This is a genomic window from Nocardia sp. NPDC004718, assembly GCF_053601535.1.
In genome coordinates, this window is the sequence record NZ_JBSGCA010000021.1 from 1 (window position 1) to 25,907 (window position 25,907).

Here is a 25,907-nt window from a genome sequence, read left to right on the forward strand (position 1 = left end):
CAGGTCGTGATGCCTGATGAGCTCGTGGTCGGACTGACCCAGCTGACCAGCTACCGCACCGACCTGATGGCTGACTGGGTGGCCGGGATCAACCGGTTGCGTGCCATGCTCGGGTCGATCTTTCCCGCGTTGGAAGCCGCGTTCGACTTCGCGAACCGGACTCCGCTGATCCTGGTCGCCGGGATGTGCACCCCAGCCGAGATCAGGACAGCCGGAATCGACGGTGTCACAACACATCTCACCGAATACGGGGCCTGGAAACCGGGCATCGCCAAGACTGCCGCTGCCGCCCTCGACGCCGCCGGACGCCAGAGCGTGGCTCTGCCCGGTGAGACCGACACCGCGATGCTGGTCAAACGCATCGCACGCAAGCTCCTCGATCTGGACCGTGAGATCAAAGACACCGACAAACTCATCACGACCCGATTCCGGGAGCACCCGTGGGCGGCCATCATCGAATCCCTGCCCGGCATGGGCCCCGGGCTCGGGGCGGAATTCCTCGTCGGCACCGGCGGTGACCTCGCTAATTTCGCCAGCGCGGGCCGTTTGGCCTCCTACGCCGGGCTGGTCCCGGTCTCTCGCGATTCGGGCCGCGTCAGCGGCAATCTGCACCGCCCGAAACGCTACAACCGGCGCATGCGGCGCGTGTTCTTCATGGCCGCCCTGTCGAGCCTGCGCTACGACAACGGGCCCTCGCGGCGGTTCTACGACCGAAAACGCGGGGAGCGACTCATCCATACCCAAGCCCTCCTAGCCCTGGCCCGACGCCTGGTCGACGTGCTGTGGGCACTGCTGCGCGACGGACGTGAATTCAGCCTCGACACACCCGCCCCGACGACTGCTGCGGCTTGACACGGTCATTGAGAGTCCTTTCCCGGCGTGCCGCCCGGGAGCCCGCGCTTCATGGAACCGTTATCGGTTCGTTCCGGTCTCGGTACCACGCCGCCCGCTCTCGCCACGGGCATCGGCCGTCAGTCCCCGGCGTCGATCGCTCGGAACAGGTGGCGTCGTACACCGTTCTCCCGCAACACCGTTTCGTCGCACTGATGTAAGAGCGGCGACAGCCCCTGTAGGGGTGTTGGTGGGGGCAGGTCGTGCACGCTCGGTTTCCGGAGAAGACCGGGTGGCGGGGGAGCCGGAGTCGCCGCGGGCGGGTGAGCGGCTCGGCGTGAAAGGCGTCACCGATTCGGCATGTTCGACAGCGGCATTCCCTCTCCTTCGTCAGCGGCACAGCGCCGTCTCGCGCTCCATACGGGAGAGCTTCTCGGGATTGCGCACGGCGTAGAGGGCGGTGACGAGGCCGTCGTCGATGCGCAGCGCCAGGACGGTGTCGATCTCGCCGTCGCGCCGCAAGATCAGCGCCGGATATCCGTTGACCTGCGCGGGCTGCCTCGACACCGCGGCGAGCCTGCCCAGCCCGGCCGCCAGTATCCGGGCCACGCTGTCGGCTCCGAGGACGGGTGCGAGGGTGGCCTGCACCACGCCACCGCCGTCACCGAGCAGGACGACATCCGGCGCGAGGATGTCGAGCAGATGCTGTAGATCGCCCGTTTCGGTCGCTCGCTGGAACGCCTCGAGGGCGCTGCGGGTCTCGGCGGGCGAAACGACTCCGCGCGGTCGGCGTGCCGCGACGTGTGCCCGGGCCCGGTACGCGAGCTGGCGGACCGCGCCGGGGCTCTTGTCGACGGCTTCGGCGATCTCGTCGTAGCTCAGATCGAATACCTCGCGCAGTACGAAGACCGCTCGCTCGATCGGCGTCAACGTCTCCAGCACGAGCAGCATGGCCATCGACACGCTGTCGGCGAGCTCGACGTCCTCGGCCACGTCGGGCGCGGTGAGCAGCGGCTCCGGCAACCACGGGCCGGCGTAGGACTCCTTGCGCCGCCCCAGTGTCCGCAACCGGTCGAGCGACTGGCGGGTGACGATCCGCACCAGGTACGCGCGCTGATCCTGGACGGTGCCGAGGTCGACGCCCGCCCACCGCAGCCAGGTCTCCTGCAGCACGTCCTCGGCGTCGGCGGCCGAGCCGAGCATCTCGTAGGCGACGGTGAACAGCAGATTCCGGTGGCTGACGAACGCCGCGGTAGCCGGGGCGGGGCGGTGATCGCCGGGCGTCTTCTGCGATGTGTCGGCCATGAAGTGGCTCCTGTTCCCTCTCGGCTGTGTCACCCATCAGACGCCTGTCCCTGCCGTCTCGTAACACCGATACGCAGTGGCGCGGGTCACTTCGATGCGCTGTTACGAGGCTCGGGCAGCCGACGTCTGGTGTTCGTTCAACGCACAGCACACGCCATCACGAGTGAGGACCACGTCATGGGACCCCGTATCAATCTCAACGACAGCGAGATCGGCGCCAAGATCGGCAAGCGGTTCGCCAACACCAGCCTGGCGATCCTGCAGTCGACGGTGCCGAAGGCCACGATGGAGCTGATGGAGCTGCGCGCAAGCCAGATCAACGGCTGCGGTTGGTGCACCGACGTGCATACCAAGGACCTGACGGCCGCCGGTGAAACCGCGGTCCGCGTCAACCTGGTCGCCGCCTGGCGCGAGTCCAGCGTGTTCACCGAGGCCGAACGGGCCGCGCTGGCGCTGGCCGAGGAGGGTACCCGGCTCGCCGACGCCCGCCGAGGCGTCTCCGACGAGACCTGGGCCGAGGTGCGCGAGCACTACGACGACGACCAGATCGCCGCGCTGGTCTACCTGGTCGCCATGATCAACGCGGCCAACCGGCTCGGCGTGATCACGCGCATGCCGGGAGGTTCCTATCAGCCCGGCATGTTCGACGCCATCACGAACTGATCGGCGGGTGCGAGCAGGCTCGGCTTCAGTCGTTCTCGGGAGCGGCGATCGTGAGGACCGCGTCGGCGATATGCGGATTGCGTTCGAGTTCGCGCTCGAGCGCGCGCAACGTGAGGGCGATGCTCGACTCGGCCGGATCGCCGACCAGATCGACGCTCGCGACGAGGAAGACCTGCCGAGGGCCGACGTATTCCAGGCGCACGAAGCGCACCGAGGCCACTTCGGGCATCTCCTCGATGCGGGCCGCCGCGGCGGCGCGGAGTTCGGGCGAGGCGGGCTCGCCGGTCAGGAAGCGCCGGTTACGGTCGATGAGCACTACGGCGATCACCCCGAGCAGCACGCCGACGAGCACCGATCCGAGTGCGTCCCAGACCGTCGCGCCGGTGAGCTGGTGCAGCCCCATTCCCGCGAAGGCGATGACGATGCCGATCAGTGCCGCGCTGTCCTCGGCGAAGACCGCGCGCAGGGTCGGATCCGAGGTATCCAGCACGTATTCGAGGATGTCCTGATCGAAGCTCTGGGCCTCGACGCCGAGCTGCCGGGTGGCTTGTAACCACGAGGTTCCCTCCAAGACGAAGGCGATTCCGAGCACGAGGTAGGCGATCGCGTAATCCTGTCCACCTCGACCTTCGTGCAGCAGTTCGGTGATCCCGTGCCACACCGACACCGCGGCGCCCGCGACGAACAGTCCCACCGCCGCCAGCAACGACCAGACATATGCCTCGCGCCCGTACCCGAGAGGTCGTTTCGCGTCCGCGGTGCGAGCGCTCCGACGGTTGGCTACGAGCAGGAAGATCTGGTTGCCGGTGTCCGCCCAGGAATGTGCGGCTTCGGCGACCATGGACGCCGAGCCGGAGAGCGTCGCGGCGACCGTTTTGGCCACCGCCACCGCGAGGTTGGCGCCGAAGGCGACGATCACCGTGCGAGTGCTCCCCCCGCCGGCGGTGGGCGCGGATCTCTCGTCACGGAAAGCGTTCGCTCGCTCCATCTACGCCAGTGTGGCACGACCCCCCGGCCGGACTCTGTTTACCGAACCGTGTGTGTGGTGTGCGCGGTGAAGTGGCCACCGCGCTGCGGTTTGGTTGTGCTGTCAACTTTGGTTCCGAATCGACGTTCTCACACTTACAATGGGCCAACATATAACGGCACGTCATATAGGTGCACGGTGGTGAGACTGGGTCGGCGGTTCCTCCCACCTCGACGATGGGATTCGACATGATCGGGAGTTCAGCAGAACCGTCGGACTGGTCCTTCGAGCGCAAGGGCGCCGAATGGGTCGCGGACGAGGAACGTCGAGGCAAGCCACGCGCCTTGTTCTGGCCGTGGGCGGGCACCAGCTGCAATGTGGTCCTGGTGTCGTTCGGTCCGTACGTGACCGCGCTCGGCCTGGACTGGCATGTGGCGGCGCTGGCCGCGGCGGTGGGCGCGGTGCTCTCCTTCCTGCTGCTCGGCTTGGTGTCGCTGGCCGGGCAGCAAGGGGGAGCGGCGACCATGGTGGCGGGCCGCGCCGCGTTCGGGTTCCACGGCAACAAGATTCCGGCACTGCTGAGCTATCTGGCGTTGGTCGGCTGGGAGACCTTCTCGGCGGTGCTGGCGACCCTCGCGGCCCGCACGGTGGCGCACCGGCTCGACCCGGATATGGACACCGCACCGCTCATGGTCGTCACTCTCGTCACTGTCATCGTGGTGACCACGGTGATCGGGATATACGGCTGTCACGTGATCCTGCGGATCCAGAAGTGGTTCGCTCTCGCATTCACCGCCCTCTCGGTGGTCTATGTCGTGCTGACGCTGCCCAGGATCTCGTTCACGACGCACGGACAGGTGAGCGTGGGCGCGTTCGTGGGCGGGGTGATGCTGGTCGCCAACACGCTGGGCTTGAGCTGGGTCAACTGCGCGGCCGACTACACCCGCTACCTGCCGCGCACCGCCGGCAAACGTGCGCTGGTCGGCTGGATCACGTTCGGTGGCACCGCTCCCGCCCTCGTTCTGATGGGACTCGGCACGGTGCTCGCGGCGGGGGATCCGGACGTCGCGGCGACGGCGGCCACCGATCCGATCAGCGCGTTGTCGGCCCACTTGCCCACTTGGTTTCTGGTGCCCTACCTGATCCTGGCGCTGGTGGGCTTCGTGTCGGGCTCCATCATCGGCCTCTACTCCTCCGGGCTCGCGCTGCAGACGTTGGGCGTCCGGATATCCCGGCACTACACCGTTCTGATCGACGCCGCCCTGATCGCCGCCGCCGGTGGCTATGTGGCGTTCGCGGCCCCCGGGTTCTTCGCTCCGTTCCAGGCGTTCCTGACCACCACCGGTGTGGTGATGGCCGCATGGACCGGAATCTTCGTGGTCGACCTGTGGCAGCGTCGCCGCGTCGGCTACGACCGGACGGCCCTCTACAGCCCGGTCGGCGGCTACGGAAAGGTGAACCGCGTCGGAGTCGGCTGTCTGATCGTCGCGACCATCGCCGGGCTCGGCTTGGTCACCTCGCCCGATCCGCATGTCGGCCCGCTGCTCGGCTACCTGTTCACGCCTGCCGCCCGCGCGGGTGGCCTGGGCAGCAGCAACCTGGGGGTGTTCGTCGCGCTGGTCTCGGCGAGCGTGGGATACGCGGCGCTGCATCGGGTAAGTCCACTCGCGCGGGCGAGCGCGACCGAGCGGATCGAGGACCGCGAACCGGAACCGGCCCGAGCGGCGGTGTAGAAAGAACGCCGTATCGGCTGGTTGGCGCGGGCTTTTCGCCGCGATGGTCACACGTGCGCGGCGATCCGCCGATCGATCACCGACAGCGTGAACTCCCCCCATCGAATGTTCTCCTGCTCGAAGGAGATTCCGCGCAACAGTGTGAGGTAGGGGCCGACTCGCTCGGCCTCGGCCAGGTACGCCTGCTCGCTGCGGCCGTCCAGCAACCGGGAACGCAGGCGTTCGTAGCGGGCCAGTTTCGACTTGGACCACTCCAGCTTGTCCGCTACCGCGGCACGCACGGCGGGGGCGTCCTCGACGTCCATGCCCTGCACCTTCACCATCATCTCGTCGCGGATGGCGGTGGGCTTGGCCGGCTTCTCGACGAATTCGTGGAGAGCCGCGCGCCCGGCGGGGGTGATGGCGTGCAGGCGCTTGTTGGGCCTGCGCTCCTGCTGCACGACCCGGGTCTCGATGAGGCCGTCGGCCGCCATCCGCTCCAGCTCCTTGTACAGCTGCTGGGGTGTGGCCATCCAGAAGTTGGCCACCGAGGCGTCGAAGCTCTTGGCCAGGTCGTAGCCGGAGGCCTCGCCTTCCAACAGGGCGGCCAGCACCGCGTTTCGTAGCGCCATCGGCTCAGGCTACCACTCGAGAAGATTAATCAAATATCTGTCCTTCGAGCTATGGACAGGTCGACTCCACCTGGATACGGTTCAAGTCACCTATTAAATTTCTTGAATATAGGAGGTGGGAGATGCACCCCTTCCGCGTAGCCGTGGAAGCTCGTGACGAGGCCGCCATCGAGGCGCTGCTGGCCGACAACGTGGTGTTCACCAGTCCGGTGGCATTCCAGCCGTACCCGGGCAAGGCGATCACCGCGGCCATCCTGCGCGCGGTGATCCGCGTGTTCGAAGATTTCCGCTATGTGCGCGAGATCGCCGACGCGAACGGTCGTGATCACGCGTTCGTGTTCGAGGCCACCGTCGACGGCAAGCGGCTGACCGGCTGCGACTTCCTGCACTTCGACGAGGACGGCAAGATCGACGACTTCATGGTCATGGTGCGTCCGCTCTCGGCGGCACAGGCCCTCGCGGCGCGTATGGGCGAGCAGTTCGAGCGCATCAAGGCCGAGGCCGCCGCGCAGCTCGAGCGGGAAGCCGCCGGCGCGTGAGCGACTACGACGCCATCGTCATCGGCGCGGGCAATGCCGGACTGACCGCCGCCGCGACCCTGCAGCGCGCGGGCGCGCGAACCCTCCTGCTCGAGCGGCACAATATTCCCGGTGGCTGCGGAACATCCTTCCGCCGCGGACGTTTCGAGTTCGAGGTCGCGTTGCACCAGCTGTCCGGCGTGGGCGTCGATGGGCAGCCGATGTCGTTGCGAGAAGGGCTTTTCCAGCAACTCGGCATCGCCGACAAGCTGGAGTTCGTGCAGGAACACGACCTCTATCGTGCCGTGATTCCCGGCAGGCTGGATCTCACCTTGCCCGCGGACTGGGACGGCGCGGTCGCCGCCATCGAGGCCGAGTTCCCCGGCAACCGCGACCGGGCCGCGAAATTCTTCGACCTGGTCCGGCAGGTGAGCTTCTGGCAGATCGCCGCCATGCGGAGGATGCCGGTCGAGCAGATCGACCCGGTGCTGTTCGAGTACGGATTGCGGCCGCTGAAGGACGTGCTCGACGAGTTCTTCGATGACGACCGCATCAAGGTCGCGCTGGGCATGTACTGGACCTATCTCGGGCAGCCGCCGTCGAGACTGCGATTCCAGGATCTGGCGCTGACCCTGTTCGCCTACTTCGAGTTCAAGCCCTGGCATGTGCGCGGTGGGTCGCAGGCGATGTCCACCGCCATCCTGGATGCCTTCCTCGCCGCGGGTGGCGAAGTGCGGTTCAACACCGGCGTCGAGGCCGTTCTCACCGAATCCGGCCGGGTCCTGGGTGTGCGGTTGGAAGACGGTTCGGAGGTCACCGCTGCCGACGTCGTCTCCAACGCGTCGCTGCCGACCACCTACGGCATGCTCGAAGGCATCGACGTGCCGGCCGAGGTGCGAGACGATCTGGCCACCAGGCGAATCGGCGTCTCCGGCTTCGTGCTGCACATGGGTCTGGACGCGACTCCGGCCGAACTGGGTTTCACCACCAGCACGACGTTCGTCAACATGGACGCCGACGACGACCGCACCTACCGGGCGTGGAAATCGTTCGAGCCCGCGCGGGGCATCTGCGTCAGCTCATACGATGTCGCGCCGATCGGATTCGCGCCCGCCGGAGCCACGCACGTCAGCCTGATGACGTTGCAGTACGCCGACATCTGGAAGAACATCGCCGCATCGGAGTACGCGCGTACCAAGTTCGCCTACGCCGAAACCCTGCTCGACCTGTGTGAAACCATCACCCCTGGCATCCGCGACGCCATCGAAGAGGTCGATGTCGCGACACCGTTGACCATGATGCGCTACCTGGGGCATCCGGGCGGCGCGATCTACGGCTACGACCAGGATGCCACCGAAGGCTGGCTGTTCCGCGACAGCGAACGCCGAACCCATGTTCCCGGACTCCATCTGGCCGGCTCCTGGGCCGGGATCGGCGGTTTCCAGCCCACCCTGGAGGCCGGTGCGCGCGTCGCCCGCCGTCTCCTGCGCTCCAAAGCCGCCTGACCAGAGGACAGCACGTGAAGCACCCACTCGCAGAACGGGTCGACGGAGCGGCGGAGATCCTCACCGAGATCGATGCCCGCGTCCCCGATACGCGCGACTACTCCGCCGAAACACGCGCCACCATCGACGCCTACCACCCCAAGCGGCTGCGGTTGGTGGTCAGCGCGATCATCGAGGAGACCGCCACCGCCAAGACCTTGCGGCTCGAGCGCGCCGACCGGTTCGAGCTGCCGCCCTTCCTGGCGGGCCAGTACGTGAACGTCTTCATCGACGGCACCAGCCGCCCGTTCGCGATCTCCTCCAGCCCGGCCCGGCTGACTCACTACGACCTCACCGTCCGCCGTGTCTCCGGCGGACGCGTCAGCAACCTGCTCGTCGACACCGTCGAGATCGGGCAGGTGCTCACCACCACCGGCCCGATGGGCACCTTCCACCACAACCCGCTTTTCCATGGCAACGACGTGGTGTTCCTCGCGGGTGGTTCGGGCGTGGCTCCGGCCATGAGCATGATTCGTGAGATCGCCGATCTGGGCCTCGACCGCGCCTTCCACCTGATCTACGGCTCCCGCGACGCCTCCGACATCATCTTCGGCGCGGAACTGGACGAGATCGCCGCCACCCACCCCGGCATCGACGTGGACCATGTCATCGCCGGACCCGCCGCCGGCTGGACCGGAGCCACCGGCTTCCTCACCGCGGAAACCATCGACCGGCTGGTGGGCGAACTCGACGGCCGTATGGTCTACGTGTGCGGCCCGCAGGCGCTGTACCCCTACGCCCTCGGGCAGCTCACCGCGCTGGGCCACCCGCGCAAACGCATCCGTTTCGAGGCCAACGGCGCGCCCAGCGATCCCACCGCCCAATCACACTGGCCCGCCGGTATCGACCCGGCGGAGGAGGTCACCGTCACCGTCGGCAGCACCTCCTTCCGCACCCCGCGCAACCGTCCACTACTGGACGCATTGGAAGACAACGGTATTCGTCCTGAGGCCGCCTGCCGTTCCGGCGAATGCAGCCTGTGCCGGGTGCGGATTCTGAAGGGCGAGGTGCACAACGCCGAGGAGGCGAAGCTTCGGCTCTCCGACGCTCGATTCGATTACACCCACTCGTGTGTGGCCTACCCGATCACCGATGTGGAGCTGGGCCTGTGACCTACCGAACCTACGTCGCGCTCGGCGACAGTCAGACCGAAGGCGTCGGCGACGGCGACGACCGGACCGGACTGCGCGGCCTGGCCGACCGGCTCGCCGAACGCCTCGCGCAGGCCGATCCCGGCCTGCGCTACGCCAATCTCGCGGTTCGAGGCAAACTCGCCCGGCAGATCCGCGCCGAGCAACTCGATGCCGCCTTGGCGCTGCGACCGGACCTCGCGACCGTGGTCGCCGGAGTAAACGACCTGCTGCGGCCGAAATTCGACGCCGACGAGGTCGCCGGACACTTGGACGCGATGTTCGCCGCCCTCACCGCCCACGGCACGGTCGTGGCGACGCTGACCTTCCCCGACCTCGCGCGCATCACCCCGCTCGCGCGCCCGCTCTGCGGTCGCGTCACCGCGCTCAACCAGCGCATCCGTGCCTCGGCGGCACGGCACGGCGTCGTCCTCGCCGAAACCGCCCACCATGCCGCCGTCACCGATCCTCGCTTGTGGAGCCGTGACCGGCTACATGCCAACCCGCTCGGACATCAGCGCATCGCCGACGCCCTCGCGCACGCCTTGGGCCTACCCGGCGCCGATGAAAGCTGGGCCGCGCCCTTGACGCCGCCGCTGCCCACCGGCACCCGAATGGCGACGGTGATGAGTGAAATACGTTGGGCGGCAACGTTCCTGGGTCCCTGGCTCGGTAGGCGGCTCACCGGACGCTCCTCCGGCGACGGACGCACCGCCAAACGCCCGCACCTCCTCCCGGTGCACGGCCGTACGGCGACCGCCGCGCCCACGGACCGGATCCAGCCGTGACCGCGGTGTCGGGGCCCCAGCACACCCCGCGAGACGAGCATCGCTTACCCGGCAGGTAATCGACTCTGGTCGATCGCCATGCCACGATCACGTCATGACCGCTTACGCCATAGCCCACCTGCAAGACGCCGCTCCGCACCCGGATATCGCGGACTACATGGAGCGTCTTTCGGCGACCCTCGAACCGTACGGCGGCCACTACCTCGTGCACGCGACACCGCACGAGGTGAAAGAAGGCAGCTGGCCCGGCGCAGTGGTGATGCTCGGCTTCCCCGGGATCGCCGAGGCGCGAGCGTGGTGGGACTCGCCCGCGTACCGGGAGATCGCACCGCTGCGCACGCGGCATATCGAGGGTGACCTCATCCTCGTCGAAGGTGTCCCCACCGGCTACGCCCCGACCGCCGCCGTGAAAGCCATCCGGGAGGCCGTGTCCGCCGACTAGCCGGTTCCCGCGCCGGGCAGCCGCACGGTGAACGCGGTGTGGCCGGGTTCGCTGGCCACCGAGATGTCACCGCCGTGCGCCTTGACGACTGCCGCGACGATCGCCAGACCGAGGCCGGTGCTGCCCGCCCGCCGCGAGCGCGACGAGTCGCCGCGCGCGAAACGCTGGAATACCGCCGGCTGCAAAGCTTGCGGGATTCCGGGTCCGTCGTCGGTCACCTGCAGCACGGCTCCTCTGTCGCCGTGGAATTCCAGCGAGGTCAGCACCGTTGTGCCGGGACCGGTGTGGACCCGCGCGTTGGTCAGCAGGTTCGCCAGCACCTGATGCAGCCTGGCCGCGTCACCGGTGGTCACCACCGGCTCGTCGGGCAGTTCCAGATCCCAGTGATGTTCAGGTCCCGCGATGTGCGCGTCGCTCACCGCGTCCACCGTGAGCTGGGTCAGGTCCACCGGCTCGTGTTCGAGCCCGCGTCCGGAATCCAGCCGCGCCAGCAGCAGCATGTCCTCGACCAGACCCGTCATCCGCCGGGACTCGGACTCCACCCGGGCCATCGCATTGGCCACCTCGCCGGGCACCTCGGCTCGTTTGCGTTGCGCCAGTTCGGCATAGCCGCGAATGGCGGCCAGCGGGGTGCGCAGCTCATGGCTGGCGTCGGCGAGGAATTGCCGGACCCGAGTCTCGCTGTCGTGGCGTGCCGACAACGCACCCGTGATGTGATCGAGCATCCGGTTGACCGCCGCGCCGAGCTGTCCTACCTCGGTGCGCGGATCGGCGTCCGCGACCGGAACCCGGACGGGCAGTACCACCTCGCCGCGCCGCAGTTCGAGTCCGGCCACCCGCGCGGCCGTCGCCGCGACCCGATCCAGCGGCGCGAGAGCGTGCCGGATGAGCCAGATGCCGACCAGTGTCGCGACCATGGAGACGACCGCCGTGACGATCGCCAAGATCGACAGAACGCGCAACAGCGTCGCGTCGACGGCGGTCAACGGCAGGCCGGTGACCACGATGTCGCCCGACCAGGTGGGGTCCGCGACCACTCGATACCGGCCCTGGCCGCGGAGATCGACGTCGACCGGCTTCCCGGTGGCCGCCACCGCGGCGAGCTGCTCTTGCGCGGCCCGCGACAACGCTTCTTGAGTGCCGTCGGACGCGTTGCGGCCCGCCCTGGCGACGCTGCCCTCGTGGACGATGGCACCGATCATGTCGGGCTGGATACCGCGCCGGTTGAGGAAGTCGGGTCCCGGGCCGTTGTTCGGCGGCGGTGGCGGGGGTAGAGGCAGCGGCGGCGGCTGCTCCCCGCCGGGGCGGGGGCCCAGGCTCGGGCCACCGCCGACCTCGCCGAGCGAACGCTTCTGCACATCGATCAGTTCGGTGTCCAGCTGGTGTACCAGGAACTGGCGCAGCGCGAATTCGGTCGCGGCGCCGATACCGACGACCACGATCACCAGTAACAGCACCTGCCCGACCAACAGCCGGGCCCGCAGCGACCAGCGCCGTGGCATCAGCACCCGGCGCGCCGCCTCAGCCTGCGGGCTTGAGGACATACCCGGCACCGCGCAGGGTGTGGATCATCGGCGCGCGCCCACTGTCGATCTTCTTCCGCAAGTAGGAGACATACAGCTCGACTATGTTGGACCGGCCGCCGAAGTCGTAACTCCACACCCGATCCAAGATCTGTGCCTTGCTCAGTACCCGTTTCGGGTTGCGCATGAAGAACCGGAGCAATTCGAACTCGGTGGAGGTCAAGACGATCACTTCGCCCGCTCGGGCGACCTCGTGACTGTCTTCGTCCAGCACGAGATCACCGACCACCAGCTGCGCGTCACTGTTCTCGGTGGCGACGCCGGTTCGGCGCAGGAGCGAGCGCAGCCGCAGCACCACCTCTTCGATGCTGAAGGGCTTGGTGACGTAGTCGTCGCCGCCCGCGGTCAGCCCGGCGATGCGGTCCTCGACCGAGTCCTTGGCGGTCAGCAGAAGCACCGGCAGGTCCGGATATTGTGCGCGTAGTTTGCCCAGCACCTCTAGCCCGGTCATGTCCGGCAGCATCACATCGAGCACCACCACATCGGGGCGGGCGTCGCGGGTCTTGGCGACGGCGGTCCGGCCGTCACCCGCGGTAGTGACCTCCCATCCCTCGTAGCGCAACGCCATCGACATCATCTCGGCCAGAACGGGCTCGTCGTCGACCACGAGCACGGTGATCGGGCTGCCGTCGGCGCGGCGCATGACAATTCGTTCGGCCGGCCCGTTCCCGGTGGTCGTCGCGGACATCGTTTCACCATGGCGAGCAACGCTTGGGGTCCGCTGTGGTGCGGCTATGTGTTTGCTGTGAGGGTGCGACCAGCGGAAACGGGCTCGCGCGGCGGAGGTGCGGGGTATGCGAAGCCGGTCGGTTCACAGCTGGCACATAGCTTCCGCCAACGAGGGACAAATGTTGAGACTCAACGATTCTCGCGTCGGCCTCAGAGCAGTGGCCGACGGTTTCGGACCTGATCCGACAACAGGAGGAACGCAGATGAGTTTCACATCGAAGCTGGCAATGAGCGCCGTGGCCGGTGCGCTCGCGCTCGGCGCCCTCGGCATCGGAGCCGGTGTGGCCGGCGCTGATGCGCCCCAGGGCCAGGGACCGGTGCCCGGACAGCAGTGCCCGCCTCCTGGCGACCACCAGGGTCCTCCGCCCGGTGACCACCAAGGCCCGCCTCCCGGTGACCGTCAGGGTCCTCCGCCCGGTGACCACCCGGATGGCCCGCCTCCCCAGTGCCAGCCGGGACAGTGATCCGCCGCACCTCGCAACACGTGAGCTGAACAACTCGAGCGCGGCGGTGGACAGAATGTCCACCGCCGCGCTCGGCGTGTCCGTGGTGCACCGTGGCGTTTCGCCTGCCCCGGACGAATGCGGCTCGGCGCACACCTGGTCGAGCAGTGCCTCGCGCTCGCGTGCACCGATGAGCGAGCAGAAGATCGCGGGTGCCGAACAGCGACAGAGCCTCTCGATTCGGCGGATACGTAGTGGATTGCGGCCTCCCCATAGGGTTGTGACCGACGGGCGGGTCCGCCGAGAGGAGTTGCCGATGGACGCCGAACACTTCCTGCCGTTCCGTAAGAGCGCGGTGATATCGCTGTGTGCCGACGAACGCCCCGAAGCGGAGCGCGAGTCGTTCGTGGAGTTCGCGCGTCTGCTGGCGGCTTTGGTGCACAACGAGTTCCATGTGCGCGGTGAGGCTGTGCTCGATGCCTATCAGGTGGTCGATCCAGCGGAGGACGAACGGGCGATCCGTGTTGCCACCCCCGAGGACCGGGCCGCCGCGCGGGCGCGGGTGGAGAGCGAGCTGGTCGCGCTGGCCGAGTCGGCGGATTTCACGCGCATCGATGCCGCTGAGATCGAGCGCGCGTTCGCCGAGCAGTCGCTGGTGAAGGTGCGGTTGGAAGTCGACGCGGAAGATATCGAAACGGCGATGTTCTTCCGCCGCGGGGTCTCGCAGCGCGCCGAGCAGGTGCGGTGGCTGTTCGGTCTACGGCGGCGCAGCATCGAATTCGCCAGCTACGGTAAGGTTCTGGTGTACGTCGCGTTCACCGAGCGCGCGGAGGCGGTCGCGGATCGGCCCAACGGCGGCGTGCTGCTGAAGTTGTTCCAGAACGTCCCGAGAAACGACCTCGAGATGCTGTATCCGAGCGTTCGGGTGCGGATGCGGCCCCTGGACAAAGTGCTGATCGGTGTGCCCGCGGTGGTCTCGGGGATCGTCGTGGTCGTCACCAAGCTGGTCGCCTCGCTGGGGCCGCTGCTCTTGCTGCTGGCGTTCTGGGTGGGGTTGCGCGAGGAATCCGTGCGGCTGGACCAAGCCACGCTGGTGACCCTCGGCGCCGGGTTGGCGGCGTTCGGCGGTTATCTGGTGCGTCAGTTCTCCAAGTTCAAGAACCGCAAGATCAAATTGATGAAGACGCTGTCGGAGCATCTCTATTTCCGAAACCTCGACAATGATGCGGGAGTGTTCCACCATCTGCTCGGTGCCGCCGAGGATTCGGAGGTGAAGGAAGCCGTGCTGGCATACCACTTCCTGCGCACCGCCGACCGGCCGCTCACCGCCACCGAGCTCGATCGGCGCGTGGAGGACTGGTTCCGGCGGCAGTGGGGGACAACCTTCGATTTCCAGATCCGCGACGGCCTGCGCAGACTCCGGAAGTGGGAACTTCTCATCGAGGACGAGCACGGCACGCTGAGCGCCGTGCCGCTGACCGAGGCGAAACAGCGTCTCGATCAGCACTGGGACAACCTTTTCTCCATGTCCGCCAACCGGCTGACGAGGGCATGAGCCTGTGCAACCAGGCCGACGTCGTCAGCGGCGAGTTCGGCGACCTTGGACGAATGCTCAGTGAACTGCGGCTGCCCACTGTTCGGCCTGCAATCACGCCAGAGTCTGGGCTCGCTCGCCGACCGCAGCCATGTCGTGCGCCGCGACTTGTCGGGGAGCGGACCGATACCCCGGCCCCGCGCCGCTGTCGCCACAGCCCCTCGACATCGACATCGTGAATTGCACAGCGCCGCCCAGCGATAAAGGGTGCGCTGGGGGCCCGGGTGCCGTGCGGAGACCCGTCCGTTGCCGTCGGTTACCGACGAGCGCATTTCGGGATCATGCCGTTATGGACTGGCCCTCGAGCGCGTCTACACGATGCGCGGCGAGGACGACGACGCCCGGTCGAGCGGAGTCAGGGCCGTTTGATCGCCGCCGCGGGCACGGGCTTGACATTGCCCCAGGGGCAGGGTTCGAGCATGGTGGCATGAACGAGATGAACACGGAATTGGCGGAATTCGTCGCGGCGTCGGCCGGAAAGTTGGGCGTACCGGGTGTCGCGGTCGGCGTGACGGTCGGCGGTCGAGAAGACTTCGCGTGCCACGGGGTGACGAGCGTGGTCAATCCGCTTCCGGTCGACCGGGACACGATGTTCGTGGTCGGGTCGGTGAGCAAGACGTTCACGGCGACCGCATTGCTGCGGTTGGTCGCCGAGGGACGGGTTGAGTTGGACGCGCCGGTGCGGCGGTACGTCCCGGAATTCGCCCCTGCCGATGCGGCCACCGACGAGATCACTGTGTTGCGGCTGCTCAACCATACGGCCGGGCTGGAATGGAAGCTCGGCGTCGACACGGGCGAAGGAGACGACGCCTTGGCACGGCACGCGGTGAAACTCGCGGAGGCGCGGCTGATCGCGGAACCGGGAGGGCGGGCGTCCTACAGTCAGGCGGGGTTCAATCTGGCAGGCCGGGTCGTCGAGAACGTCACCGGGTCGACCTTCGAACGGGCGGTCGCGTCGCTGTTGTTCGAACCGCTCGGGCTGACACACAGCTGTTATTCGGTCGACCACGTCATGACCCGGCGGTTCGCGGTGGGTCACAACGTCGACGCCGACGGTGTGCTCGCGGTCGCCCGGCAATGGAAGGACAACCGCGCGAACAACCCCGGCGGTGGCGTGGCGACGTCTGTCCGCGATTTGCTGCGCTGGGCGCGGTTCCACCTCGGCGACGGCCGGACCGAGGCAGGCGAGCGCATCCTGCCCGCCGAACTGCTGCACCGGATGCGGGAGCAGACCGTGGAGCTGCGCGGGAGCACCCTGGGTGACGCGTTCGGGATCTGCTGGTTCCTGCGCGAGGTGAACGGTGTCGCGACCATCGGGCACGGCGGGTCGGGCAACGGTCAGTTCGCCGACTTGCTCATCGTGCCGGAGCGCGATTTCGCCGTCGCGGTGATGTCGAACGCGGGCCCGGACGCGGGGCTGGCGTTCAACCGGATCGTGGTGAAATGGGTGCTCGAACACTACCTCGGTGTGGTCGAACGCGATCCGGAGCCGCTGCCCTACGACGCGGCGCGGGCAGGGGAGATCCTCGGGCATTACGAGAACGAGATGATGCGGCTGACCCTCGACACCGACGGGGCGAGGTTGACGATCGAATGCGCCATCAAACCCGAGGTCCGTGCCGCCGCGGTGACCGATCTGCCGCCCGACCTGCCACCGGCTACCCTCGGCCTGCTGGCCGGCGACGTGGACGAGTACATCGTCACCGAAGGCGGTCTGCAAGGACAACGCGGGTTCTTCACCCGTGACGATTCCGCCGCCGTGACCGGAATCGATATCGCCGGTCGCTTGTTCGCCCGGGTGCGATGACGGCGGCGGGCACCGAAGGGAGACACGCATGATCACGATCGGGCAGCTCGCGCGGTATGCGGGCGTGACGATCAAGGCCGTGCGTGTCTACCACGAACGCGGCCTGCTGCCCGAGCCGCCGCGCGACTCCTCCGGCTATCGCCGCTACAGCGCCGAGGACGCCATCGATCTGGTCAAGATCAAGACATTGGCGCGATCCGGCGTGCCCCTGGCGCGGGTCAAGGAACTGCTGACCGCGAATTCCGGCGAGTTCGCGGCGGCGATCGCCGAAATCGACCGCTTGCTCGCCGAACGCGCCGAGGAGATCCGCCGCACCCGCGAGCAGATCGCCGAACTGGGGTCCGGCGATCGCCTGTTCGTGTCCGCCGATGTCGCCGAATACCTCGGGCGCCTGCGCGAACTCGGGGTGAGCGACCGGGCGGTCCGGATGGAGCGCGACATCTGGATTCTGCTGCAATCGGTCGCTCCGGAACAGGCGTCGGACTGGGCCGCCGACAAGCTCGACGCCATCGATGATCCGCGCTTCCGGGCCATCTACCTCGACTACGACGCGGCATTCGACTGGCCCCCCGACGACCCGCGTCTGGTGGACCTCGCCGACCGCACCCGCCGGTGGATCATCGGCAGACGCACCGGAGCCGGCCGGACCACCCCGGCGCTGGATCCGAAACTGATCCGCCTGGTGAACGAATCCGTCGGAGTCACCTCGCCCGCCTGGGAACGGCTGACGAAGATCGCGCAGAAGGCGACCACCGAGTAGCAACCGCCCGCATCGGCTCGGCAATCGCATTGCGGTACAGCTGTTTCGAGAGTGCGTTACTGTCCTGCGGACCCGTGCGCCGGCGATCCGGCTGCTCGGGCGGTCATGTCGTACTCCGGAATCGAGGCAAGCGTATGAACCACAAGCTCTGGTTGCTCGGACGGTCCGTCACGGTCGGTGCTCACATCCTCGGCGAGAAAGTGTTTCGGCCGAAGGCGCGCGATGTCGAGGACGTCCCGGTGTCGGGCGAGACGCTGACCCCACAGTGGCTGACGGCCGTGCTGTGCCGCGATGTCCCCGGGGCCGAGGTGCTCTCGTTCGAAACCGCGAACGGCAGCCGCGGGACATCCACCCGCGTCGCGATTCGCGTCGACTACAACGACGCGGGACGGCAGGCGGGCTTGCCGACCGACCTCTTCGCGAAGACGACGACGGCCTTCTCGCAACGCATCCTGCTCGGTGGCGGGAAGATGATCGACGGCGAAACCCGCTTCTTCCGTGACTTCCGCCCACAGGTCGACATCGAGGCGCCGATCGGCTATTGGGGAGCCGCCGATTCGGCGTCCTGGCGATCGATCGCCTTGATGGAAGACATCGCCTCGACCCGTGGTGCGCAGTTCGTCGAGCCGAACGCTCCGGTTGCCCGTGACCAGATCGAAGACCTGGTGCGCAATCTGGCTCGACTCCACCGCACCTTCTGGAACCACCCGTCGATCGCGGACCTCAAGACCACGACCGAGGCGCTGCAGGCATACCTCGCCGCCATCGACATGAAGAAGCGTTGCGAGGTCGGCCTGCGCCGTGCCGCGGCGGTGGTTCCGGAGGCCCTGCACGACCGAGCCGACCGGCTGTGGGCCGGTGTCGAGCGGGCGATCGACAATGCGACGAACGAGCTTCCGCAGACCTTGTTGCACGGTGACCCGCACATCGGGCAGACATATCGAACCGCCGCCGGGCGAATGGGATTCGTCGACTGGCAGGTGGTGATGCGGGGAGGCTGGGCACACGACTTCGCCTATACCGTGAATTCGGGATGCGAGCCCGAGGACCGGCGTGCTTGGGACCGCGAACTGCTGGCGGCCTACCTGGACGAACTCGGAGCCCTCGGCGGCCAGGCGCCGTCGTTCGAGGACGCGTGGCTGGCGTACCGGCAACAGTCCATGTTCGCGTACGCGGCATGGGCGTTCACGATCGGCAGGGCGGCGTATCAACCCAAGATGCAGCCGGTGGAGACTTGCCTGACGCTGTTGAAGCGAATCACCACGGCCATCGACGACCATGACTCACTGGACGCTCTCGGCGTCTGACAGCGAGTTCGTCCACTGCCTCCGTGTTGTCGCGGCCGGGTCGATTCCGGCCGCGCAGCGGATCGGCAGGCATTCTGCGAAGCTTGTTCTCGTCCGCGGTGAGGGTCACGGTCCACGCGCGCTATACCATCGCTTGGTTCCGGCACAGTCGCCGTGAGTTCGCTCCAGTGCAGTGTCCAGGCAGGGAGCGGTAGTTCAGCAGTCACGTTGTGCAACACCAATGTTTGGAGTTCGCTCTTTGAGTACGCCACAATCTCATGCTCCGGCTGGGTCGTGCCCGGTCCTCCACGGCTCGCCGATCGAATCCGACGAACAGCGGGTGCCCATGTACTCGCCCGAGTTCGCGGCCGATCCGCACCGTGTGTACCGCGAGATGCGCAGGCGCTACGGGTCTTTGGCGCCGGTGGACTTGGCCCCCGGCGTCCCGGCCACCTTGGTGATCGGCTACGGCACCGCGGTGCGGATCCTCAACGATCCCGACCATTTCCCGGCCGACCCGCGCGCCTGGCAGCAGAACATCCCCGCGGATTGCCCCATTCTTCCCCTGCTGGAGTGGCGGCCCATGGCCAGTCGCAGCGCCGGGACCGACTTCACCCGCTACCGTGGGGCGATCACCGCCAGCATCGACGAGGTCGACCTGTATGCCCTCCAATCCGTTGTGGAGGGACTGGCCGTCCCGCTGATCAACTCCTTCTGCGAAGACGGGTCCGCCGAACTGATCCGCCAGTACGTGTTCCCGCTCGTCTTCCAAGCGGTGAACTATCTGCTCGGCTGTCCGCCGGAGATCGGGGCGCAGGTCGCCGCCGGTACGGCCGCCCTCCTCGAGGGTGTCGACGCCGAGAAGGGCAATCAGATGCTCGGCGAGGCGCTGATGAGCCTCGTGACGCTCAAGCGCGCCGAACCCCAGCGCGACATCACCTCGGTACTGCTGCGGCATCCCGCCCGGCTCGACGACGTCGAGGCGTCGCACCACGTGTCCCAGGTGTACGGCAGCGGGATCGAGTTCCAGCTGAACCTGATCACCAACACCCTGCTGCTGATCCTCACCGACGAGCGCTTCGGCGACAGCATCCTCGGCGGAAACCTGTCGTCCCGCGATGCCATCGACGAGGTCTTGTTCAACGACCCGCCACTGGCGAACCTTTTGATCACCTATCCCCGTCACCCGATCCTCATCGACGACGTCTGGTTGCCCGCGCATCAGCCTGTCGTCATCAGCATGGCCGCGTGCAACAACGACCCCGCGATCCGCACCGGCGACTTGACCGGCAACCGCTCTCACCTGGCCTGGGGCCTCGGCCCGCACGCCTGCCCCGCGCGTCCGCTGGCCTACCTGATCGCGCAAGAGGCCATCGACCAGCTCCTCGACGCACTGCCGGAGATCGAACTGAACCTGCCGAACCGAACCCCCGACTGGCGACCGGGCCCCTTCCACCGCGCCCTGACCGAATTGCCGGTCATCTTCCCCCCGACCTCTCCGCTGAACATCTGACGCAACGCTGTCGAGGCATGGGCCTGCGGCCGTCATGCGACCGGCGCGCGCCGCTACACACCCCACGACAGTTGGCGGCGTGAGGTGCTCGCTCTCGATGCCGGGACTTCCCTCCGACCCCTGGCCGCGCTCGGAAAGATCGTTGTCGCCGTACGGTCACCGGGCTTCGCTGCGACCCCGCCGAGTGCTGCGGGGTCGCACGTACGCACCGTGATCATGAACTGGCGCTACCCCGCGATCGGCCGAACGTGAGGCGGCCGGTGGGGCCCGCCCGGGGTGCGGTCGGCGGGGATGCTGGTGGCGCTGGCCGCGGTGCCGGGTGTGAGGTTGGTCTGACCGCCGGGAGTCAGATTGGTTTGCGGGCCGCACGCCAGGTTGGGCCAGGAACAGGTCGGTAGGTTGGGGTCCTGACCGGCCTGGGCCACGCCGGCCGTCACCAGCCCCATGCCCAGCAGGGCGGGTGCTGCGGCGATCGCCAGGGCGCGGGCGAGGCGGTGGGTGCGGCGGGTCGAGCGCTGGTCGGTGGTCATATGGGTGCTCCTTCGTGTCGGTGTGGCGGGGCGGTCCCGCTTCGTCATTTATGACGCTGTCCAGACTCATCGACGCTGGTCCGAGCCGAAAGGACACCCAGGGTGCGCGGCAGCGCACCCTTCTCGTGGTTCGATCCCACCAAGGTGTCGGGTTCCGATTGCCTGCGCGGACACCTTTGCGCGTCGTTCCCGACATCGCGTTCTGGATCAGCGCGGGCGGCGATATCGTCTGCGGCCGCGGAATCGGGACCGCCGAGGATGGCGTATCGGATACAGCAGCCTGCCGATCCGACAGCGACCGCCGACTCCGCCGCATCGGCCGGGTGAGCGGAGTAGGCCGACTACAAAGCGATCATCCCGCAGACCGCGCGCTGACCTCCGGGGCGTAACGAATGCCGGTCACCCAGCGTGTGGACTCAATGGTTGTTCTACACACTGCAACAACTTTCGGCGATCACCCCGGGCTCGCTCTGCCGACATGCCATCAACCGTGGGAGAGTTGCTCGCGCAGCACCGTACGCAAGGTGACGGGTTCGCGACCGAGCAGGGTTGCCAGTGTCGGGTCGACAGTGGCGAACTCGCCGACTCGGCTGGCGGCGAAGATGCCCAGCAACTGATCCGCCCGCTGTGCGGGAACGCCTTGGCCCACCAGCTGATCCCGGAACTTGTCGTCGGGTGTCGTGGTCCTCGTCATGGCGCGGCCCGTGATCTCGGTGGCGATACCGGCGATGTCGTCGAAGGTGAGCGCTTGCCCCCCGGTGAGCGGCGGCGTGGGGCCGTCGAAGCGGCCTTCCTCGGCCAGGATCGCGGCGGCGGCTTCGGCGAGGTCGGCGTGCGCGGTCCAGCTGAACGGCCCGTCCGCGGGGAGTTCGAGCTGTCCGGATCGCACTGCGTGGCCGAGGAAGTGCGCCGCGCTGGTGGCGTAGAAGCCATTGCGTAGCGACGTGAACGGCACGCCGGAGGCGCGTAGCGCATCCTCGGTGGCGGCGTGATCACGGCACGCCTGGAAGTGCGACGAGGCACTGGCTCCCATCTGGCTGGTGTAAAGGATGCGCCGGGCGCCCGCGGCGACGGCCGCTTCGATCGCGGTGCGGTGTTGTTCGACGCACTCTTCGCCCATTTTGTCGACGGAGACGATGAGTACCTGAGAGGCGCCCTCGAAGGCGTTTGCTAGGCCGGCGGCGTCGGTGAAACTTCCCTCTCGTACCCGTACCCCTCGCTCGGCGAACGCCCGCGCTTTTCGCGGGTCGCGGACGCTGACGCCGACTCGGTCCGCCGGCACGCGCGTCAGCAGTCTCTCGACGATCTGACGTCCCAGCTGTCCGGTGGCTCCGGTCACGATGATCATGATGCACTCCCGTGGTGCGACGATGGTTCCAATGGAAACAATTGAACAGTATCACTGATACTAACAATGGAACCAAGGAAGCGGTATCGTTGATATATGACATCGCGCGCACACGGCATCGGTGACGCCACTCCCGTCGAGTCCGGCACGGCCACAGGCCGCGAGCAGACCCGGCAGCGGGTCATCGAGGCCGCCATCGACCTGCTGACGCGTGGGGGTCGCGACGCGGTCACCACGCGCGCGGTCGCTGATGCGGCGGGCTTGCAGCCGCCGGCCATCTACCGGCTGTTCGGGGACAAGGATGGGCTGCTCGACGCGGTGGCCGAGCACGGCTTCGCCGCGTTTCTCGCCACCAAGCACGTCGACCCCGATCCGCGAGACCCCATCGAGGACCTCAGAGCCGGCTGGGACGTCGCGGTCGAGTTCGGTTTGGCCAACCCCGCGCTGTACACGTTGATGTACACCGAACCCGTCGGTACCACCTCGGCTGCCTTCAAGGCAGGCATGGAGATCCTGATGGGCCGAATCCGCCGCCTCGCCGCGGGCGGCTGGCTGCGCGTCGACGAGGAACTCGCGGCCCAGATCATCCATGCCACGGCGCGCGGCGCAGTGCTCACCTGGCTCTCGCTGCGCGAGGAGCGGCGTAACCCGGCCTTGTTGACCACTCTGCGGGAGTCGATGGTCGCCGCCGTCACCAACCAGCAACCGGCGGTGCAAGACGCGGGCCCGGCAGGCGCCGCCCGCGCCTTGCGCGCCGCACTGCCCGAGCAGACGACCCTCAGCAGCGCGGAGCAAGATCTACTGCGGGAGTGGCTGAACCGCCTTGCCGCCGACGGCTGATCGCCGACCCTCGATCTTCCCGGCGCCGACACCGTCGGATGCCGCGACAACCGGGTGCCGAGCCGCGGCCAGCCGCGCGAGCGCGGTTTCGGTGAAGACCGACAACCCGAGGTCGGGGTTGTATCCGTGAATTTCTTTGACGTCGAGGTCGGCGAGAAAATAAAGAATCTCCGTCGAGACCACCTGCCCTGGAACCAGTATCGGGAAGCCGGGCGGATAGGGCACCACGAAGGTAGCCGACACCAGGGGCTTCCCCTTGGCGAGCCGTCGCCCGGCATCGCCGAGCAGGACGTGTTCGCGATCGGACTCCGCATACCCGGCGTAGAAGGCCGAACGCATATCGCCGAACGAGCTGGCGCCGTCGGGACGAAAAGCGCTGTCGAACTCGCTGAAATCGGGCAGCGCGGGCAGATCCTTGGTGATCTCGTCGACCCGGCGCTGTTGCAAGGCGCGATCGGCCCTGCCACCGGCGCTCCAGCTTCTCTCGAAGTCGGTGGCGACCCGACGCAGCACGTCGAGCAGGTAGTGCACGCTCGACCAGGTGACGCCGATCGTGAAGATCAACAGCACACTGTTGATCGAGGTCTTGTTGATCTGGATGCCGAACCGGTCCATGAGGATCTTCTCGCGGAAGTCGTACCCGTTCATGCCGGTCTTGCCGATGAACAGGGTGACCCGGGTCGGGTCGAGCACGAACTGATCGGACCGCCACGCCTCGTTCCACTCCGCCAAGCCACCCTGTCTGACCTGCCGGTAGGAGATGACTTCGGAGGGGCGGAACTCGTCGGGCACCAGGTCGTCCTCGTCGAGGATGCGGAACCACTTCCCGATCAGCCGGTCCTTACGGACGCGGTGGCGGAACACGAGCGCCATGTCGTAGACGTTCCGGACCAGCTGGAAGCCCTCGATGTCGACCTGCCTGCGCGCCAAGTCCAACGACGCCAGGAGTTGCTGGTTCGGCGAGGTCGAGGTGTGGGTCAGGAACGCCTCGGCGAACGTCTCGCGGACGAGAGCTTTGAAATCCTGGTCGCGGACATGGATCATCGACGCCTGCCGCAGCGCGGACAGCGATTTGTGGGTGGAATGCGTCGCGTACACGCGCACCCGCGCACGCTCGGGGTCGGGGAGCAGCCTGCGCTCGCTCCACTCGGCACGGTCGACTCCCTGCATCGACGCACGCCACTCGCGGTACTCCTCGGCGTACCCGGGCGAGGACAACATCGATCGGAGTTGCTCGGCGGCGACCATCGCGGTGCGCTGTCGCGCCCACGGCACGGCGGTCGCGAACGCGTACCACGCCTCGTCCCACAGGAAGCAGATGTCCGGCTTGATCGCCAGAACCTCCTCCATCACGCGCTGGGGGTTGTAGACGATGCCGTCGAAAGTGCAGTTGGTCAGCAGGAGCATCCGCACCCGGTCCAGTTGCCCGGCCGCCTCGAGGTCCAGCAGCGCCTTCTTGATGGTGTGCAGCGACACGGCTCCGTAGATCGCGAACGGCGCGAGCGGGTAGGCGTCCAGGTACAGCGGGTACGCTCCGGCGAGCACCAAGCCGTAGTGGTGCGACTTGTGGCAATTGCGGTCGATCAGAACGATGTCGCCCGGCCGGGTCAGGGCCTGCACGACGATCTTGTTCGCGGTGGATGTGCCATTGGTGACGAAGTACGTCTGATCGGCGCACCACGTCTCGGCGGCTTTGTCCATCGCCGCCCTGATCGTGCCGTGTGGATCCAGCAGTGAGTCCAGCCCGCCGGAGGTGGACGACGTCTCGGCCATGAAGATGTTGCGGCCGTAGAACTCGCCCATGTCCTGTAGCGACTTGGAGTTGAAGATGCTGGCGCCACGTGCCACGGGAAGCGCGTGGAATTGGCCGACCGGCGCGGCCGCGTAGGCACGCAAGGCATCGAAGAACGGTGTGGCGAACCGGCTGCGGACGCCCGCGAGCACCGTGCTGTACAGGTCGGTGACGTCGTTGAGGCGGTAGAACGTGCGATCGTAGACGTCCGTCTCGTCCTCGGTCTCCGCGGCGATCGACTCGTCGGTGAGCAGATACAGGTCGATATGCGGTCGCAGCTTTCTGATCCACTCGCCGCATTCCACCCAGTCGTGGTTGCGGTCGGTCACGTTCACGTCTTCGTTGGCGCCGAGCAACGTGGTCATCAACGGCGCGCGGTCGCTGGAACGGAGGGGGAGGTCGTGCCGGATGATCGCCGCCTGAATCTCGCCGTTCAACGCGACGGCGGTGATGGCGTCCTCGATGCTCGCCACGACGAGCAGTTCGAACTGCACATCGTCCGACGGGTCGCGCAGTGCCCGCAGGCTCTCCGCCAGGCCCGCGGGAGCGTCGGGCGGAGAGTCGTCGCCGAGCAGGACGGTGTAGAACTGCTGCTCTTTGGCCCGCGCCACGAGTTCCTGATCTTCCAGCGGCGCGGAGGTGTCGAACAAGGCCGCACGGTCGCCGTACTCGGAGAGCAGGCGCACGGCCAGCGACACTTCGTCGGCGAGCCGCGCCGTCGCGAGATCGGCGAGATAATCGCGGAACGCCGCCAATCTCGCCGGTCCCGGATACAGCCAGTACCGCTCATAGGTGCCGAGTCGATCGAGAAGACGCCGCACCCGGGCGGCTTCGTGGGTGGCGTCCAGCCCGGCCCGATTGACATCGGCGAGCCGGCGGCACGCGTCGTCGAGCAGATTCCAGGTGTCGATTCGCGAGTACGACGGGTTGGCCACCGCCGCCAGCGCGGAAACAGAAAGCCCTTTCGGGCGCTCGCCGTCTCGGTGCATGTCGTCAGTTCCTCCCCCTCGATGGGCGAAGTGATCTGTCGAACGCGGTAGACCTAATTGTGCCTCGCGGTAGATCGAATTCCTAGCCGAGCGAAGAGAGCACGTCGGCAGGTTCCTCGCCGCGGTTGTCGCTCGAGGGCCGCCCGCGATATTTCCGTGGC

At 67.4% G+C, this 25,907-nt stretch carries 22 protein-coding genes; 14 read left to right on the forward strand and 8 right to left on the reverse strand.

Going from position 1 to position 25,907, the window contains the following annotated elements; genetic code table 11:
* The coding region (locus ACWEH3_RS17640) for an IS110 family RNA-guided transposase (protein WP_450017162.1) at positions 1 to 852 on the forward strand (852 nt) is incomplete at its 5' end.
* Positions 853 to 1,221: 369 nt separating this feature from the next.
* On the opposite strand, the gene ACWEH3_RS17645 is transcribed toward ACWEH3_RS17640, so the two are convergent.
* Positions 1,222 to 2,136, reverse strand: a complete 915-nt coding sequence (locus ACWEH3_RS17645; protein ID WP_450017164.1) for an RNA polymerase sigma-70 factor — start codon at positions 2,134 to 2,136, stop codon at positions 1,222 to 1,224.
* A 177-nt stretch (positions 2,137 to 2,313) separates the two neighbouring features.
* Here ACWEH3_RS17645 and ACWEH3_RS17650 point away from each other — a divergent pair, with 177 nt between their 5' ends.
* Positions 2,314 to 2,799: a carboxymuconolactone decarboxylase family protein gene (locus ACWEH3_RS17650; RefSeq protein WP_450017166.1), complete on the forward strand. Its 486-nt coding sequence runs from the start codon at positions 2,314 to 2,316 to the stop codon at positions 2,797 to 2,799.
* A 25-nt stretch (positions 2,800 to 2,824) separates the two neighbouring features.
* Here ACWEH3_RS17650 and ACWEH3_RS17655 read toward each other — a convergent pair whose 3' ends face one another.
* The gene (locus tag ACWEH3_RS17655; protein ID WP_450017168.1) at positions 2,825 to 3,787 is read right to left on the reverse strand and encodes a cation diffusion facilitator family transporter; all 963 of its coding nucleotides are present in this window, start codon (positions 3,785 to 3,787) and stop codon (positions 2,825 to 2,827) included.
* A 227-nt stretch (positions 3,788 to 4,014) separates the two neighbouring features.
* Here ACWEH3_RS17655 and ACWEH3_RS17660 point away from each other — a divergent pair, with 227 nt between their 5' ends.
* Entirely contained in the window at positions 4,015 to 5,499 is a 1,485-nt protein-coding gene (locus ACWEH3_RS17660; protein ID WP_450017170.1) for a purine-cytosine permease family protein, read from the forward strand.
* 47 nt (positions 5,500 to 5,546) lie between these two features.
* On the opposite strand, the gene ACWEH3_RS17665 is transcribed toward ACWEH3_RS17660, so the two are convergent.
* A complete protein-coding gene (locus tag ACWEH3_RS17665) occupies positions 5,547 to 6,110 on the reverse strand; it encodes a PadR family transcriptional regulator (RefSeq protein WP_355080075.1) in 564 nt (187 codons plus the stop codon).
* A gap of 122 nt (positions 6,111 to 6,232) precedes the next feature.
* Between ACWEH3_RS17665 and ACWEH3_RS17670 the strand changes: the two genes are divergently transcribed.
* The 5 genes from ACWEH3_RS17670 to ACWEH3_RS17690 all read left to right on the forward strand — a co-directional run bounded on the left by ACWEH3_RS17670 (position 6,233) and on the right by ACWEH3_RS17690 (position 10,532).
* Positions 6,233 to 6,649 (forward strand): nuclear transport factor 2 family protein, encoded by a 417-nt coding sequence (locus tag ACWEH3_RS17670; protein ID WP_450017173.1) that lies wholly within the window; start codon positions 6,233 to 6,235, stop codon positions 6,647 to 6,649.
* A complete protein-coding gene (locus tag ACWEH3_RS17675) occupies positions 6,646 to 8,133 on the forward strand; it encodes a phytoene desaturase family protein (protein ID WP_450017175.1) in 1,488 nt (495 codons plus the stop codon). The genes ACWEH3_RS17670 and ACWEH3_RS17675 overlap by 4 nt, the downstream gene beginning before the upstream one ends.
* 14 nt (positions 8,134 to 8,147) lie before the next feature.
* Positions 8,148 to 9,284, forward strand: a complete 1,137-nt coding sequence (locus tag ACWEH3_RS17680; protein ID WP_450017177.1) for a 2Fe-2S iron-sulfur cluster-binding protein — start codon at positions 8,148 to 8,150, stop codon at positions 9,282 to 9,284.
* Positions 9,281 to 10,090: an SGNH/GDSL hydrolase family protein gene (locus tag ACWEH3_RS17685; RefSeq protein ID WP_450017179.1), complete on the forward strand. Its 810-nt coding sequence runs from the start codon at positions 9,281 to 9,283 to the stop codon at positions 10,088 to 10,090. Before ACWEH3_RS17680 ends, ACWEH3_RS17685 begins: the two co-directional genes overlap by 4 nt.
* Positions 10,091 to 10,184: 94 nt before the next feature.
* A complete protein-coding gene (locus tag ACWEH3_RS17690) occupies positions 10,185 to 10,532 on the forward strand; it encodes a DUF1330 domain-containing protein (RefSeq protein WP_450017181.1) in 348 nt (115 codons plus the stop codon).
* Here ACWEH3_RS17690 and ACWEH3_RS17695 read toward each other — a convergent pair.
* Both ACWEH3_RS17695 and ACWEH3_RS17700 read right to left on the reverse strand, forming a co-directional pair.
* Entirely contained in the window at positions 10,529 to 12,076 is a 1,548-nt protein-coding gene (locus tag ACWEH3_RS17695; RefSeq protein ID WP_450017183.1) for a sensor histidine kinase, read from the reverse strand. The genes ACWEH3_RS17690 and ACWEH3_RS17695 overlap by 4 nt on opposite strands.
* A complete protein-coding gene (locus tag ACWEH3_RS17700) occupies positions 12,054 to 12,758 on the reverse strand; it encodes a response regulator transcription factor (RefSeq protein ID WP_450017354.1) in 705 nt (234 codons plus the stop codon). The genes ACWEH3_RS17695 and ACWEH3_RS17700 overlap by 23 nt, the downstream gene beginning before the upstream one ends.
* An 845-nt stretch (positions 12,759 to 13,603) precedes the next feature.
* Here ACWEH3_RS17700 and ACWEH3_RS17705 point away from each other — a divergent pair.
* The 5 genes from ACWEH3_RS17705 (at position 13,604) to ACWEH3_RS17725 (ending at position 20,247) form a co-directional block, all read left to right on the forward strand.
* Positions 13,604 to 14,842, forward strand: a complete 1,239-nt coding sequence (locus ACWEH3_RS17705; protein ID WP_450017187.1) for a TMEM143 family protein — start codon at positions 13,604 to 13,606, stop codon at positions 14,840 to 14,842.
* A gap of 466 nt (positions 14,843 to 15,308) precedes the next feature.
* The gene (locus tag ACWEH3_RS17710) at positions 15,309 to 16,688 is read left to right on the forward strand and encodes a serine hydrolase domain-containing protein (protein WP_450017189.1); all 1,380 of its coding nucleotides are present in this window, start codon (positions 15,309 to 15,311) and stop codon (positions 16,686 to 16,688) included.
* A gap of 28 nt (positions 16,689 to 16,716) precedes the next feature.
* On the forward strand, positions 16,717 to 17,448 hold the full coding sequence (locus ACWEH3_RS17715; RefSeq protein ID WP_450017191.1) for a MerR family transcriptional regulator: 732 nt from the start codon (positions 16,717 to 16,719) through the stop codon (positions 17,446 to 17,448).
* Positions 17,449 to 17,582: 134 nt separating this feature from the next.
* Positions 17,583 to 18,755: an aminoglycoside phosphotransferase family protein gene (locus tag ACWEH3_RS17720; RefSeq protein ID WP_450017193.1), complete on the forward strand. Its 1,173-nt coding sequence runs from the start codon at positions 17,583 to 17,585 to the stop codon at positions 18,753 to 18,755.
* Positions 18,756 to 18,975: 220 nt separating this feature from the next.
* A complete protein-coding gene (locus ACWEH3_RS17725) occupies positions 18,976 to 20,247 on the forward strand; it encodes a cytochrome P450 (RefSeq protein ID WP_452358348.1) in 1,272 nt (423 codons plus the stop codon).
* 227 nt (positions 20,248 to 20,474) lie between these two features.
* Here the strand turns inward: ACWEH3_RS17725 and ACWEH3_RS17730 are convergent, their stop codons facing one another.
* Both ACWEH3_RS17730 and ACWEH3_RS17735 read right to left on the reverse strand, forming a co-directional pair.
* Complete coding sequence (locus ACWEH3_RS17730) at positions 20,475 to 20,777, reverse strand: hypothetical protein (protein ID WP_452358349.1); 303 nt, start codon at positions 20,775 to 20,777, stop codon at positions 20,475 to 20,477.
* Positions 20,778 to 21,261: 484 nt separating this feature from the next.
* Positions 21,262 to 22,125, reverse strand: a complete 864-nt coding sequence (locus tag ACWEH3_RS17735) for an NmrA family NAD(P)-binding protein (RefSeq protein WP_450017199.1) — start codon at positions 22,123 to 22,125, stop codon at positions 21,262 to 21,264.
* 96 nt (positions 22,126 to 22,221) lie between these two features.
* On the opposite strand from ACWEH3_RS17735, the gene ACWEH3_RS17740 reads away from it, so the two are divergent.
* Positions 22,222 to 22,965 (forward strand): TetR/AcrR family transcriptional regulator, encoded by a 744-nt coding sequence (locus ACWEH3_RS17740; protein WP_450017201.1) that lies wholly within the window; start codon positions 22,222 to 22,224, stop codon positions 22,963 to 22,965.
* On the opposite strand, the gene ACWEH3_RS17745 is transcribed toward ACWEH3_RS17740, so the two are convergent.
* On the reverse strand, positions 22,924 to 25,746 hold the full coding sequence (locus ACWEH3_RS17745) for an aminotransferase class I/II-fold pyridoxal phosphate-dependent enzyme (RefSeq protein WP_450017203.1): 2,823 nt from the start codon (positions 25,744 to 25,746) through the stop codon (positions 22,924 to 22,926). The two genes, ACWEH3_RS17740 and ACWEH3_RS17745, sit on opposite strands and share 42 nt — an antisense overlap.
* Positions 25,747 to 25,907 lie beyond the last annotated feature (161 nt).

Coding starts and splice junctions, on each gene's coding strand:
- ACWEH3_RS17645 (WP_450017164.1), bottom strand. CDS start 2,136: ATGGCCGACACATCGCAGAAGACGCCCGGCGATCACCGCCCCGCCCCG.
- ACWEH3_RS17650 (WP_450017166.1), top strand. CDS start 2,314: ATGGGACCCCGTATCAATCTCAACGACAGCGAGATCGGCGCCAAGATC.
- ACWEH3_RS17655 (WP_450017168.1), bottom strand. CDS start 3,787: ATGGAGCGAGCGAACGCTTTCCGTGACGAGAGATCCGCGCCCACCGCC.
- ACWEH3_RS17660 (WP_450017170.1), top strand. CDS start 4,015: ATGATCGGGAGTTCAGCAGAACCGTCGGACTGGTCCTTCGAGCGCAAG.
- ACWEH3_RS17665 (WP_355080075.1), bottom strand. CDS start 6,110: ATGGCGCTACGAAACGCGGTGCTGGCCGCCCTGTTGGAAGGCGAGGCC.
- ACWEH3_RS17670 (WP_450017173.1), top strand. CDS start 6,233: ATGCACCCCTTCCGCGTAGCCGTGGAAGCTCGTGACGAGGCCGCCATC.
- ACWEH3_RS17690 (WP_450017181.1), top strand. CDS start 10,185: ATGACCGCTTACGCCATAGCCCACCTGCAAGACGCCGCTCCGCACCCG.
- ACWEH3_RS17695 (WP_450017183.1), bottom strand. CDS start 12,076: ATGTCCTCAAGCCCGCAGGCTGAGGCGGCGCGCCGGGTGCTGATGCCA.
- ACWEH3_RS17700 (WP_450017354.1), bottom strand. CDS start 12,758: ATGCGCCGCGCCGACGGCAGCCCGATCACCGTGCTCGTGGTCGACGAC.
- ACWEH3_RS17705 (WP_450017187.1), top strand. CDS start 13,604: ATGGACGCCGAACACTTCCTGCCGTTCCGTAAGAGCGCGGTGATATCG.
- ACWEH3_RS17710 (WP_450017189.1), top strand. CDS start 15,309: ATGAACGAGATGAACACGGAATTGGCGGAATTCGTCGCGGCGTCGGCC.
- ACWEH3_RS17715 (WP_450017191.1), top strand. CDS start 16,717: ATGATCACGATCGGGCAGCTCGCGCGGTATGCGGGCGTGACGATCAAG.
- ACWEH3_RS17720 (WP_450017193.1), top strand. CDS start 17,583: ATGAACCACAAGCTCTGGTTGCTCGGACGGTCCGTCACGGTCGGTGCT.
- ACWEH3_RS17725 (WP_452358348.1), top strand. CDS start 18,976: ATGTTTGGAGTTCGCTCTTTGAGTACGCCACAATCTCATGCTCCGGCT.
- ACWEH3_RS17730 (WP_452358349.1), bottom strand. CDS start 20,777: ATGACCACCGACCAGCGCTCGACCCGCCGCACCCACCGCCTCGCCCGC.
- ACWEH3_RS17735 (WP_450017199.1), bottom strand. CDS start 22,125: ATGATCATCGTGACCGGAGCCACCGGACAGCTGGGACGTCAGATCGTC.
- ACWEH3_RS17740 (WP_450017201.1), top strand. CDS start 22,222: ATGACATCGCGCGCACACGGCATCGGTGACGCCACTCCCGTCGAGTCC.
- ACWEH3_RS17745 (WP_450017203.1), bottom strand. CDS start 25,746: ATGCACCGAGACGGCGAGCGCCCGAAAGGGCTTTCTGTTTCCGCGCTG.